At 59.9% G+C, this 12,794-nt stretch carries 8 protein-coding genes and 1 pseudogene; 4 read left to right on the forward strand and 5 right to left on the reverse strand.

Going from position 1 to position 12,794, the window contains the following annotated elements; genetic code table 11:
* Positions 1–15: 15 nt before the first annotated feature.
* Positions 16–825: an IS5 family transposase gene (locus GWK63_RS02405; protein WP_039999222.1), complete on the reverse strand. Its 810-nt coding sequence runs from the start codon at positions 823–825 to the stop codon at positions 16–18.
* 46 nt (positions 826–871) lie between these two features.
* On the opposite strand from GWK63_RS02405, the pseudogene GWK63_RS02410 reads away from it, so the two are divergent.
* Positions 872–1,277, forward strand: a pseudogene (locus GWK63_RS02410) (integrase core domain-containing protein); the annotation flags it as partial.
* A 136-nt stretch (positions 1,278–1,413) separates the two neighbouring features.
* On the opposite strand, the gene GWK63_RS02415 reads toward GWK63_RS02410, so the two are convergent.
* The 4 genes from GWK63_RS02415 to GWK63_RS02430 form a co-directional block, all read right to left on the reverse strand.
* On the reverse strand, positions 1,414–2,352 hold the full coding sequence (locus tag GWK63_RS02415; protein WP_034933861.1) for a plasmid partitioning protein RepB C-terminal domain-containing protein: 939 nt from the start codon (positions 2,350–2,352) through the stop codon (positions 1,414–1,416).
* Entirely contained in the window at positions 2,342–3,244 is a 903-nt protein-coding gene (locus GWK63_RS02420; protein WP_007398877.1) for a plasmid partitioning protein RepB C-terminal domain-containing protein, read from the reverse strand. Before GWK63_RS02420 ends, GWK63_RS02415 begins: the two co-directional genes overlap by 11 nt.
* Positions 3,244–4,773 carry a recombinase family protein gene (locus GWK63_RS02425; protein ID WP_050800720.1) on the reverse strand — a complete coding sequence of 510 codons (1,530 nt, stop codon included), beginning with the start codon at positions 4,771–4,773 and terminating at the stop codon, positions 3,244–3,246. Before GWK63_RS02425 ends, GWK63_RS02420 begins: the two co-directional genes overlap by 1 nt.
* A gap of 1,318 nt (positions 4,774–6,091) precedes the next feature.
* Positions 6,092–6,787: a TetR/AcrR family transcriptional regulator gene (locus GWK63_RS02430; RefSeq protein ID WP_007398883.1), complete on the reverse strand. Its 696-nt coding sequence runs from the start codon at positions 6,785–6,787 to the stop codon at positions 6,092–6,094.
* 189 nt (positions 6,788–6,976) lie between these two features.
* On the opposite strand from GWK63_RS02430, the gene GWK63_RS02435 reads away from it, so the two are divergent.
* The 3 genes from GWK63_RS02435 to GWK63_RS02445 are packed head-to-tail and all read left to right on the forward strand — an operon-like array spanning position 6,977 to position 12,758.
* A complete protein-coding gene (locus GWK63_RS02435; protein WP_034927676.1) occupies positions 6,977–8,122 on the forward strand; it encodes an efflux RND transporter periplasmic adaptor subunit in 1,146 nt (381 codons plus the stop codon).
* A 6-nt stretch (positions 8,123–8,128) separates the two neighbouring features.
* Positions 8,129–11,254 (forward strand): efflux RND transporter permease subunit, encoded by a 3,126-nt coding sequence (locus GWK63_RS02440; protein ID WP_112209868.1) that lies wholly within the window; start codon positions 8,129–8,131, stop codon positions 11,252–11,254.
* A gap of 4 nt (positions 11,255–11,258) precedes the next feature.
* On the forward strand, positions 11,259–12,758 hold the full coding sequence (locus GWK63_RS02445) for an efflux transporter outer membrane subunit (RefSeq protein ID WP_007398887.1): 1,500 nt from the start codon (positions 11,259–11,261) through the stop codon (positions 12,756–12,758).
* The last annotated feature ends 36 nt before the right edge of the window (positions 12,759–12,794 follow it).

Raw genomic sequence — 12,794 nt, forward strand, 5'->3', positions numbered from 1 at the left:
TGTTGCTAGAGGGTGTTATGCACCTTGAGTAAGTATGGCGGCGTTTCTAAGCATGAAGCATGCGAAAGCGACGACATGAAGACTTGCGAGCGTTGAAGCGTAGCGCTCGTAATCCTTAACGAGTCTGCGGCATCGTGTGGCCCATGCGAAAGACCGTTCTACGACCCATCGGCGAGGCAGCAGGACAAAGCCGCGCTTGGCTTCGGGCAACTTGACGACTTCAAGCATGCTACCGTGGGTGCGGGCTGCCTCGGCCGGCCTCTCGCCCGTGTATCCCTGATCGACATAGGCCAGTTCGACGCTTTCGTCCGTCACCTCCTGAATGGCGGCAGCGAGGCGTCCGACCTCGGCGCGATAATCCCGACTGGCTGGCGTGACGTGCAGGGCCAGCAGATAGCCAAATGTGTCCACGGCCATATGCAGTTTTGAGCCTTTTTTGCGTTTGGCTCCATCATATCCAGCGCGCGGTCCGCTCTCTGGTGTCGAACGCAAGGTTCGGCTGTCGAGGATGGCCGCCGTGGGTTCCGCCTTGCGGCCGGAGGCCATGCGCAGCACAGCCCGCAGGTCAGATGCCAGTGCCTCGAAGCAGCCTGCCTCCATCCAGCGACGGGATTGCTGATAGACCGCCGACCAGGGCAGCAGATCGTTCGGCATGGCGCGCCAGGCAATCCCGTAGCGGATCACGTAGCGCAACCCGTTGAACAGTTCGCGCAGATCATGCCGCCGCTGTTCCGCGTCCTCTCGCATCAGAACCAGATACGGGACAATCAACGACCATTCTTCGTCTGATACGTCAGAGGGATACGGCTTCCGAACTTGCGTCATTCAGCATTACTGAACCAATCACGCACGAAGGTACATAACACCCTCTAGCCTGGTGGTGGATACGTCGCTGTCAGGTGAACGGCTCGGCCGCGAACTCGACCGGATCGGGGAACATCGCGGCTTTCTCGTGATGATCGTCAGCGACAATGGCACCGAGATGACCTCGGACGCGATCCTGGCCTGGCAGGAAAAACGGTCGGTGCTGTGGCACTACATCGCACCAGGCAAGCCGCAGCAGAACGGGTTCGTCGAGAGCTTCAACAGCCGGTTCCATGACGAATGTCTCAACGAACACCTGTTCCGCAACATCGCCCACGCTCGGACGGTCATCGACGCCTGGCGGGCCGACTACAACGCTGTTTTAGGCCCACACCAGCCTCAATGGCATGACGCCAGAGGCTTTCGCTCAACACGCCAAAACGGCATACAACAACCCACAGACCCTAACTTAAATCTGAGGGCATGTTCGGGGCAGGGTCAGGCGCTGGGCCACGGGTTTGCTGCCATAGCCCCCATCAGGCTTGATCCGCTTCACGGAGCGGCTGCTTGTTCCATGGTCCCCACGCTTATCGGATTTCTCTTTTTAGTTCAGGTGTTCGTTTCCGCGCCAATCGAGCCAAGGGGGTCGATTTCGGCGATCTTCTGGAATTCACCCAGGTAATCCTGCTGATGGGTGGCCATCCATCGGGCTATCCGTTTGTTTGCAAGGAGTTTGGCGATATAGCTGCGTGCCACGGTCAGATGCAGATTATCAATGCCGTAGGTTTCCTCGACAGATTTGACCTGCGTCTGAAGTGCGGCGAGTTCTCGTTCCATGCGGGCAATCTGCTGACCTGATGGTGTCGTTCTACCTTCCTTTTTTCCTCTCCTGTTCGGTACAAGCTGATTTTCTGACGTTGCGGCCCGCAAGGCGCGGGCAAACATGACCGTGAAGTTGTTCTGGCCGATCATGAGGTCGGCGGATTCGATCTGTCGTACGGCCGTCATCTGGCGCAGGATATCGAATACCTTCATGGAGCAGGGGGTATCTTTAAGCATTTCAGCTGCTTCGGTACTGATACCATCCAGTAGCCGGAAACGTCTCAATACCGCTTCTACCTGAATATTGAGTGCGGTAGCGATATCAGCCGACGAAACCCCGCGCTCCATGGCGCGTGCGATCATCCGATGCTCCTGGATCGGTGGGATACGATTGACCCGTTTATTGTAGGTATAGGTATCATCGTCAGGAGCCAGAAGACATTCGACTTCTGTAAAGCCAAGGTCTTTCAGGGCTTCAATTCTTAAATGACCGTCAAGCAGGAACCATCGTTCCGCGTTCGTCGTATCAGCCGTCACGACCGGTGATTCGATCGGCTGTCCGATCGCTTTTATGGAGGTCAATATCTGGCAGTAGGTGCGGCTCGATCTGATATCGGGCGGCAATGTCTTGAGTGGAATGACTGATGCTACAGGAACCGTGAGGAAATCCATGCCGAAAGCCATATGAATACGGCTATGTCCCCGATTGTTCACTTCATCGGTCATGATTGTTTCCTGATACCCTGACTGCAAGGGCGCGAGGCATGGTCGCCAGTCCCTCAGCCCTGAGCAGGTTTATAAAGCCGTCGTTCGTGAGCAGATCCTTCAGGGCTTCAACGATGAAAAGCAGTCGTGCCTGGGTGAAATCCGATTTCTTGACCAGAAGGCGCTGCTTTTCGGCCTCACGTTGGTAGACCTGCATCAGATCGGCGGCCGTCATTCTCCGGGTGTTCGTTTTGCGTCCCAAACGCCCTGCAGGTGGACCTTTACGCTGGCTTTGCAAGCGCATCTCGAGCATCCGCCGGGCCGCTGCAAGCTTCTTGCCCCTCAGCCTGCCGGTTTCATAGGCATCAAGGAGCAGGTTCTGGGCTTCTTCCGTTTCGGCCCTGGAAATTTCCATCGCTAGGGTAATCGGAATAAGGCCGGTTTCGACGGCGGCGAGCAGCCGTTCCTCACCCCGATCAAGAAGGGACGCGACCATGTTGACCCAGGAGGCCCCGACACCGATTTTCGTACCGATAGCCGCATCACTATAACCGCGTGATCGTAAGGCGCCGACCTCGCGCATGAGATCAATGGGGCGCGGTATGCGTCGGGCGATGTTTTCGACCAGGCTCATCACGAGGCACTCGCTCTCGCTCGCCTTGATGACGACTGCCGGGATCTCTGGCTGGCCCAGTATCTGAAAGGCTTCCAGCCGCCCTTCGCCACAAACGAGGTCATATCCGGGTCCATCGGCCGTATCACGGCGCCTTACGGTGATGGGTCGTTTCAGACCGATGGCTTTGATGTTGTTAACAATTTCCCGATGCTGGCGCTTGTTGCGGGCGCGTGGATTTACGACTGTAATCTGGCTGATCGGGATCATTTCGATCCTGCCCGGACGAATGACAGACATCAGGCGACCTCTGCGATGGAAATAGGAGTAACGATGTCGTACAGGAGTTCAAGATTGTCGAAACGATAGGCATCAAGAGCAAGGCCGTTGTCCTCGGACAGGCGGAGTTTCCCGGACATCATGTCGATGCGTGGAAATAGATAGTAGTCCAGCGGTGTACGATTTGTGGCGTTCATACGCACGACGACCGTGATGTCAGGTATGAGCGAGGTATCGAAATGCATCTTCCAGCGCAGCAGGCCGGTAGGTGTTTCAACGCAGCGTGCAATCGTTACGGAAAGACTGAATTCGTCATTGACGATGATACGGTCGTCCTGAGGGGCCTGCCATACATCACTACCATTAGTCCGCAATTCAGTGATTATTTGTCGAATGATTTCCGGATGAAGCCTGCGTAGCTGACGGTTTATCGTGATGTAACGATAGTCACGATCCGGCCTGAACCCGACAAGATGATAGGCGCGAAGCAAGCTGCCGAAACGGGCGCTATAGGCGCCGCTGGAGGGCAAGTCATCACATTCATCAATGATTATACCCGATAATAGGCCCTTCTGATGATAGAGTTCCTTCAGGGAATGCAGCATTTCTTCATCAGTCAGACGGGAAGAGCGCGCATGGATGATGTGCCTTGCAGATTCGAATAGCTCTCGCTCAACGATGGCCTCGAATGCATTGCGCGCTTTGATCCACATTTCTGGTTCATTGCGGACACGTTTCTTTTTTAGCTTGAAGGAACAACGATTCCACACGTTGTCACCAACGTATTTCTCATTGATCAGTAATTGATGTACTGTTCCTCTGGTCCAGAGACGTCCGAGATCTGTCAAAATGCCACGTCTGTTGAGATCGGCGGCAATTTCGTTCTCGCTACGTCCCTGATGAACGAAAGACTGATAGATGGTGCGGACCAGGTTGATTTCATCAGCGGGGCCGGGTGTCAGGATAACGCGGTCGGTCTGGATGCTTTTATGTTCGCCCCGCCCAAGAATGCCCTTGATGGCGCCGTTCTCGTCGATCAGGGTGCGACGTAAGCCGAATCCAGCCTGCCCTCCCTGACGATAGCCCTTCTCGATCAGCCTTCCCTGGCCTGCGAATACTTTGGTGGAAAGTTCGCGGCTGTATTCACCAGCCATGGCACGCTTGACGCCCTTGACGATGGTTGATACGGGACTTCCATCATTCTCGAACTGTTCGGCGCAATATTCGACCGAAATGCCCGCGCGGCGGCAGATATATTCGTAGTAAGCGCTCTCATCCGCATCCTGGAATCGTCCCCAACGGCTGATGTCGTAAACAAGAACCAATGTGAAATCAGTGTTTCCTGTCTCAACGTCCTCAATAAGTTGTTTGAGGGCGTTGCGCCCGTCAATTTTCAGGCCACTTTTTCCAGAATCGGCATAAGTTCGAACAATTCCGATCCCGCGCTCCCCGGCATAATTCCTGATCGCTTCCGACTGATTTTCTGTCGAATATTTCTGAAGATCCGTTGACATCCGGACGTATTCGGCAGCCCGAACGATGCGTTCCATCGGCTCGGTACGATCATCATCGTAGCATTTCCGGCTTGTCACGTTTTGCCCTTTCCCAGGCCGATAACGGAGGCCCGGACATCTTTCCCCGCAGTGAGAACGAGTCTGTTCCGTCATTCTGAAACGGGATTATTCTAGCAGCGGAAGAACCGGAAGATGTTGCCGAAAAAGGGTAGGACATTACCTCTGTGGAAAGGCGTTCTCGGACATCGTGAAAACTATGCCAGGGCGGTTTCCGAACTGTTGCGCGGAGAGCATGAAAACAGCCACGGTGTGATCAAGAGACTTATGCGGCAGACAGGTGCCAGTGAAAAAAGTGTCAAACACTGGCTTTCAGCGCGGCATGGACCGGATACGATATATTTCCTGCGTCTTGTTGTTTCGTCGCCGGTCATCCGGGCATTCGTTTACGGGCTGGCCGGCGGGCTTGAGGTTGATATCACGATACGGTCGACAGAATGTTCCTCACTCACTGCAGCCAGAGAGGCTTATCGGCTTGGCGTGGCGGCAGGTGGCGGACAGGCTATGCCTGCAAGGGTGAATGATCGTGGACATGTCCCTGAACATGACCCTGCAACTGTCCCTGATCATTGGGAACTGAATGAACGGCAACGGTGGTTCCTGCTACGACTCGAGCGAGGAAGCAGATGCAGAGCCACAGACATCATGGCTGTATGGAATGTAAGCCTGAAGACCGCACGCAGGGACATTGGAGGTCTTCAGAAAGCGCAACTTGTAGAGTATGTCGGATCATGCAGGAAAGGGAGATATTATCGGAAAGCAAAGGCATGAGCCGCCGCCAAGAAGTCATGGCGGATGAAACCAGCGTCACTGCCGTAAGCATGGCTTTGGCCATGAAGGTCGCAACCAGGTTTCGCGTCGGCAGACTGCGTGGGACGGAACGGCTGGCGCAGGACGTTGGGACCATTATTGCCGGACGGGGGGCTGAACTGTCGATCAGCGTTACGCATGCCAGCATTTGCCAGACCCGGGCAACGCATCGGTTCGACAGGACATGGCAGTCAGGCCCCGGGTGGAGAGGCACCGGACCGGCCAGCATGAAGGGCACATATGACAGCGCTTGATGGGGGCGGGCCGTGCGCGTCAGGGTGTATAATTCCGTGCGCAGTGCCCCGGGCGCAGGGATTTTGACAGCAGCCCCCATCTGAACAGGTAGAAGGCCTGTTCCCACGGGCCTGCGCCATGATGGCGCACGGCCAGTGACCTGCCGGGCTGTTTTCCAGGGGTCTGGGTTGGATGGAAAGCGGACGGCCCCGCATCCCGGGCGGCTTCCGACCGCATGCTCACGGCCGGGGCCTTACCCGCCCGGCGTGGCTTCCGCCTGCCCGAAACCCGCAAGGAAAATCCGCACCGCGCATTCAAAGCGCGGGCGCATCATGCGCTCGATCCATGATGCTTCCGACGCACAGGCCAGGCTTTGCAGCATCAGGTCCCCGATCGTCATGCCGAACAGCATGTTGCCATACATCGCGACATCTTCGACCACATATCCCTCGCGGTGCACGTAGCACGACAGCCAGCTGGTCAGTACATTGTCCCGGCCGCCACAGCGCAGGCTGGTCAGGATCTGGCGGATGTCGGCCGATTCCTGTGATTCGGTGATCAGCGCCCGGATCAGGCTCATCCGGTCGGGGCGGAGAATGATCTCCCCCAGTGCAAGCAGCAGGTCCGTCAGCTCCCGCGCCGGGTCGGTTATGTCATGGCAGAACGGGGCCGTCACATTGAACAGCCTGCTGCTGACCAGGGTGTGGAACAGGTCCTGCTTGGAATTGAACATCTGGTACAGCGTGCGCTTGGACATGGCGGAATGCTGCGCCACCTTGTCCATGGATGCGGCATGGTAGCCGCATTCCTGCAGCACCGTGCTGGCCGCGTCCAGTATCCGTTCACGGCGTTCACATTCCTCCATTTCCGGCGGCCGGCCCGGACCACGCCTGCGGCTGTCGCATCCGGTGGCGGCGGACAGTTGCACTTCATGTCCATTCTTACTCATTCGTAACATGCTCCGACCATTTTGCACGGAAGCCCAGCTTGACCGCCTTATGGAGACGATATAGTTTTCTATTCATTGAAAACCAAATGGTTTCGTTATTTGGCTTTCTTATGGCGGCCATGTGCGGCAAACGACACGGACGTTGTTCGGAAACATACTACATAGCGGCGGACAGGCCGGTTGGTGACCATGATGCATTACTCCCGTATCGTAGCCCCGGCGGCGCTGATACTGTCTCTCGCGGCCTGCCAGCGGCACGCCGCAGCCCCCAAGCTGCCGCCGCAGCCGGTCAGGGTCGTGACGCTCCAGGCCCAGCCGGTACGGATCACGACCCTGCTGCCCGGCCGTACGGAGGCGTTCGAGATCGCGCAGGTGCGCCCGCAGGTCAGCGGCGTGATCCAGAAGCGCCTGTTCCAGGAAGGCACGGACGTACAGGCCGGCCAGCAGCTGTACCAGATCGACCCCGGCATCTATCAGGCCGCCGTGGATACGGCGCAGGGCCAGCTGCTGCACGCCCAGGCCAGCGAGGTCACGGCCCGCGCCAAGCTCAACCGCTACGGGCCGCTGCTCAAGGCCCATGCCGTAAGCCAGCAGGAATATGATGACGCCCTGGCCACCGAACGCGCGGCGCAGGGTGATATCGAGTCGGCAAAGGGCCAGCTTGAACGCGCGATGGTCGACCTGGGCTATACCCACATGAACGCGCCCATTACCGGCCGGATCGGCCGTTCGATCCTGACCGTGGGCGCGCTGGTCACGGCCAACCAGACCAACAACGTGGCGATCGTGACCCGGCTGGACCCGATTTATGTCGATGTGAACCTGCCCGCGACCGAACTGCTGCGCTTCAGGCGCGAACTGGCGGAAGGGCGGCTGACCCGTGCGGGTGACAACGCGGCCAGCATCACCATAGCGCTGGAGGACGGCACGACATACGAACACACCGGGCGCATGGAATTCTCCGAAGTCAATGTGGATGAGGCGACCGCAACCGTCGTGGTGCGGGCGGTCATGCCCAATCCCGACCGGCTGCTGCTGCCGGGCATGTACGTGCATGCCCAGCTGGCCGAAGGCACGGACCCCAACGCCATGCTGGTGCCGCAGGAAGGGGTGCAGCGCAATTCCCACGGGGACCCGCAGGTCTGGGTGGTGGATGCCGATAACAGGGTCGCTCTCCGCCCCGTGACCGTGGGCCAGGCCATCGGCACCAGCTGGCTGGTGACGGGCGGGCTGAAGAACGGCGAGCGCGTGGTGGTGGAAGGGGTGCTGAAAATTCACGCAGGCGACACGGTGGCCCCGGTCGATGCCGCCGCGCCTCCGGCCAAGGCAGGATAATACCCCATGTCACTGTCGCGCTTCTTTATCGACCGGCCTGTCTTTGCATGGGTGATCGGGCTGATCATCATGCTGGTGGGCGGGGTTTCCATCTTCCGGCTGCCCATTGCGCAGTATCCCTCCATCGCGCCGCCACAGATCGCCATAACGGTCACCTATCCCGGTGCGTCCGCCGATACGGTGAATGACACGGTCGTCCGGCCCATCCTGCAGCAGATGTTCGGTCTTGACCATCTGGAGTATATTTCCGCGCAGTCCTATGCCTCGGGGCAGATGGAAATCGACCTGACCTTCGCGCAGGGTACCAACCCCGACATCGCGCAGGTGCAGGTGCAGAACAAGCTGCAGCTGGCCCAGCCCAAGCTGCCGCAGGAAGTCACGGCGCAGGGCCTGAGCATTACCAAGGCCGTCAAGAACTTCATGATGGTCATTGCCTTCATCTCGACCGATAACAGCATGACGGGTGCTGATATTGCCGATTACGTGGCCTCGAACATCTCCGACCCGCTCAGCCGCGTGACCGGCGTGGGCGATCATACGCTGTTCGGCGCGGAATATGCCATGCGCATCTGGCTCGACCCCTCGAAGCTGTACAAATACAGCCTGACGGTGGGCGACGTGCAGACCGCCATCCAGACACAGAACATCCAGGTCTCGTCGGGTGAACTGGGGGGCGTTCCCGCAGTGAAGGGCGCGCGGCTGGATGCCACCATCATCGGCCCGACCCGCCTGCATTCGCCCGAGGAATTCGGCAGGATCCTGCTCAAGGTGCAGCAGGATGGCTCGCAGGTGCGCATTCGTGACGTGGCCCGCGTGGAACTGGGGCCGCAGACCTACAATACCCATTCCTTCTATAACAACATGCCGGCTTCGGGCATGGCGCTGAAGCTGGCGCCGGGTGCGAACCAGCTCCAGACCGAAACGGCGGTGCGCGCGCAGATCAAGGAACTGGAGCAGTTCTTCCCGCCGGGGCTGAAGACGGTCTATCCGCTGGATACCGAGCCGTTCATCGTCCTGTCGATCAAGGAAGTGGTCATCACGCTGGCGGAAGCGATCGTGCTGGTGTTCCTGGTGATGCTGGTCTTCTTGCAGAACTTCCGCGCGACGCTCATTCCCACCATCGCCGTGCCGGTGGTCCTGCTGGGCACGTTCGGCATCCTGGCCGTCCTTGGCTTTTCCATCAACACGCTGACCATGCTGGCCATGGTGCTGGCGGTGGGCCTGCTGGTGGATGACGCCATTGTCGTGGTCGAGAATGTCGAGCGCGTGATGACGGAGAAGAAGCTCTCCCCGGCCGAGGCCGCCCGTCAGTCGATGGATGAAATCTCGGGTGCTCTGGTCGGCATCGTGCTGGTGCTGACGGCGGTGTTCCTGCCCATGGCCGCCTTTGGTGGCTCCACGGGGGTGATCTACCGCCAGTTCTCCATCACCATTGTCGCGGCCATGTGGCTTTCGGTGCTGGTGGCCATGGTCATGACACCGGCCCTGTGCGCCACCATGCTCAAGCCCGGCACGCATGAAAAGACAACCGGGGCCGCGGGCTGGTTCAACCGCCACTTCACCCGCCTGACCAATGGCTACCAGAAGGGGGTGACCCGCGTGCTGGGCCATACCGGCCTGTCCATGCTGGTATTCGTGGTGATTACGGCGGGTGTGGGCTTCCTGTTCATGCGCCTGCCCGCGGGCTTCCTGCCTGATGAGGACCAGGGCCTGATCTTTGGCCAGGTCACCATGCCGCCCAGCGCCACCCTGGAGCAGACGGCGGACGTCAACCACATGGTGGCGGACTATATCCTCAAGACCGAAGGCAGGAATGTTGAATCCGTCTATTCCATGAACGGCTTCAACTTCGCGGGCCAGGGGCAGAGTGCGGGCGCCTTCTTCATCCGGCTCAAGGACTGGGATGACCGCCCCGCCGCCAGCCAGACATCGGCCGCGATCGCCATGCGCATCATGATGCATTTCTGGATGAATCCCGTCGCCCAGATCTTTGCCATCAACCCGCCCGCCGTGCTGGAACTGGGTAACGCCACGGGTTTTGACGTGGAACTGGAAGACCGTGGGCATCTTGGCCATGCCAGGATGCTGGAAGCGCGCAACATGGTGCTGGGCCTTGCGGCAAAGGACCATCGGCTGACCGCCGTGCGCCCCAACGGCATGGAGGACGCGCCGCAGTTCCATCTGGATATCGACCGTGAGAAGGCCAATGCCCTTGGCATTACCATTGCCGATATCAACACCACCATCGAGGGCGCGCTGGGGTCGATCTATGTCAACCAGTTCCTGCGCGATGACCGTGTGAAGCAGGTCTATATCCAGGGCGAACCCGATGCGCGCATGATCCCCGATGACCTGAACAAATGGTACATCCGCAACGCGACTGGCGGGATGGTGCCGTTCAACGCCTTCGTATCCGGGCAGTGGATCATGGGGCCGCAGAAGGTGGAGGACTATAACGGCCTCAACGCCTATGAAATCCTGGGCCAGCCCGCCGCAGGCTACAGTTCGGGCGATTCCATAGCCGCCATCAAGGATGTGCTGGCCAAGCTGCCCGCGGGTGTCGGGTATGAATGGACCGGCCTGTCCTATGAGCAGATGGCATCCGGCGCCGCCACCGGCCCGCTCTATGCGCTGGCGCTGATTGTCATCCTGTTCTGTCTGGCGGCGCTGTATGAAAGCTGGGCCATCCCGTTTGCCGTGCTGCTGGTCATTCCGCTGGGCGTGCTGGGGGCGATTGTCGCCACATTGGGGCGCGGGCTGGCCAATGACGTGTATTTCCAGGTCGGCCTGCTGACCACGGTGGGGCTGGCGGTGAAGAACGCCATCCTGATCGTGGAATTCGCCAAGGCGTTTTTCGAGAACGGGGCCACGCTGGAGGAATCGGTGCTGGAAGCCGGGCGTGAGCGCCTGCGGCCCATCCTCATGACATCCATCGCCTTCGTGGTGGGTGTGTTTCCGCTGGCCATCGCCACGGGGGCGGGTTCCGCCGCGCGTGTGGCCATCGGCACCGCCGTGGTGGGGGGCATGGTGACGGCAACCCTGCTGGCCGTGTATTTCGTGCCGCTGTTCTTTGTAGTGGTCCTGCGCCTGTTCCGGGTGAAGCGCCTGTCCGAACGGGCAAAGGGAGAGTAATCCGATGACCCTTCTCTCCACAGTCAGGCGGGCCGGTACCGCCGGCATGGCCATGATGCTGCTGGCGGGCTGCACCATGATCCCGCATTACAAGCGCCCCACGCCGCCGCTGGCCAGAACCTGGCCTGCCTATGCCAATACCGGGCAGCCGGTCATTGAAAACCCGCTGGCGGCGGATCTGGGCTGGGCGGAGTTCTTTACCGACCCCCGGCTTCGCGCGCTGATTGCCATTGCCATCCGTGAGAACCGCGACCTGCGTCAGGCCGCGGCCGATATCCGCCGTGCGCAGGGGCAATTCGATATCCAGCATGCCGGCCTGTTCCCCGCCATCGGTGGCGGGGGCGAGGCGATGTTCCAGGGGCCATCGGGTGCGGCGGGCCTGAGCTTCGCGCCGGGTCTGGATACCGGCAACCCGCCCATGTTCAAGTATTTCCAGATGGGGGTTGGTGTCTCCTCCTACGAGATCGACCTGTTCGGCCGCATCCGCAGCCTGTCGCGTGAGGCGGCGGAACATGCGCTGATGCAGCGCGAGAATGCGCGTTCCATGCTGATCAGCATCATCTCGCAGGTGGCCACGGCCTATATCTCATGGCTGGGGGACCAAGCCGCGCTGCGTCTGTCCGACGAGACCATGGCCTCCCAGCAGGCCACGCTGGATATGGTCAAGGCCCGTTTCGCCCATGGCGAGACGGATGAGATGACCGTGCGCCAGACCGAGACACAGGTGGCGCAGAGCGGCGCCTTCCGCGATGAATCGCGCCGGCATGTCGCACAGGATGAAAACCTGATCACGCTGCTGATCGGTCAGCCAATCCCCGACAACCTGCCCCCCGCCCGCCCGCTGGGGGAACAGACCATCATGCAGGACCTGCCGCCGGGCCTGCCGGCCGAGGTGCTGGAACACCGGCCCGACATCATGTCCGCCGAGCATGACCTGCTGGCTGCCAATGCCGATATCGGTGCCGCCAAGGCCGCCTTCTATCCACGCATTACCCTTACGGCATCGGACGGGATCAGCAGCCTGCAGCCGCACAGGCTGTTCACATCGGCCGCGACGACATGGGGTGTCTCGCCCCAGCTGCAGGTGCCCCTGCTCAACTGGGGGCAGAACAGCGGCAACCTGAAGGCCTCGCGCGCCATGCGGGCCTCCAAGGCGGCGGCGTATGAAAAGACGGTGCAGTCCGCCTTCCGCGAAGTGGCGGATGCACTGGCCGCGCGCGATACCTATCGTGACGAGACGGGACAGATGGACAGGTATGTCTCGACCACCGGAGATGCCTACCGCCTGGCAATGATGCGCTACAGGGCGGGGACGGATTCGTACCTGACCGCGCTGGTCTCGCAGCGGAATTACCTGCAGGCGCAGCAGTGGCAGATCAGCATCGCGGTCTCGCGCTACCAGAACCTTGTCACGCTCTATCGCGCGCTGGGTGGTGGCTGGACCGAGCATACGCCGCAGCCCCCGGCCGCCGGGGGGCAGAAAACCGCAACCCGCAGGGGGTAGGCCAGTTTTGCCAGGCCATGGGGGCGTACAAATGGG

Origin of the sequence: Komagataeibacter rhaeticus, from assembly GCF_011611525.1 — a bacterium.
GTDB lineage: Bacteria > Pseudomonadota > Alphaproteobacteria > Acetobacterales > Acetobacteraceae > Komagataeibacter > Komagataeibacter rhaeticus.

Coding starts and splice junctions, on each gene's coding strand:
- GWK63_RS02445 (WP_007398887.1), top strand. CDS start 11,259: ATGACCCTTCTCTCCACAGTCAGGCGGGCCGGTACCGCCGGCATGGCC.
- GWK63_RS02420 (WP_007398877.1), bottom strand. CDS start 3,244: ATGTCTGTCATTCGTCCGGGCAGGATCGAAATGATCCCGATCAGCCAG.
- GWK63_RS02435 (WP_034927676.1), top strand. CDS start 6,977: ATGATGCATTACTCCCGTATCGTAGCCCCGGCGGCGCTGATACTGTCT.
- GWK63_RS02425 (WP_050800720.1), bottom strand. CDS start 4,773: ATGGAACGCATCGTTCGGGCTGCCGAATACGTCCGGATGTCAACGGAT.
- GWK63_RS02430 (WP_007398883.1), bottom strand. CDS start 6,787: ATGAGTAAGAATGGACATGAAGTGCAACTGTCCGCCGCCACCGGATGC.
- GWK63_RS02405 (WP_039999222.1), bottom strand. CDS start 825: ATGACGCAAGTTCGGAAGCCGTATCCCTCTGACGTATCAGACGAAGAA.
- GWK63_RS02440 (WP_112209868.1), top strand. CDS start 8,129: ATGTCACTGTCGCGCTTCTTTATCGACCGGCCTGTCTTTGCATGGGTG.
- GWK63_RS02415 (WP_034933861.1), bottom strand. CDS start 2,352: ATGACCGATGAAGTGAACAATCGGGGACATAGCCGTATTCATATGGCT.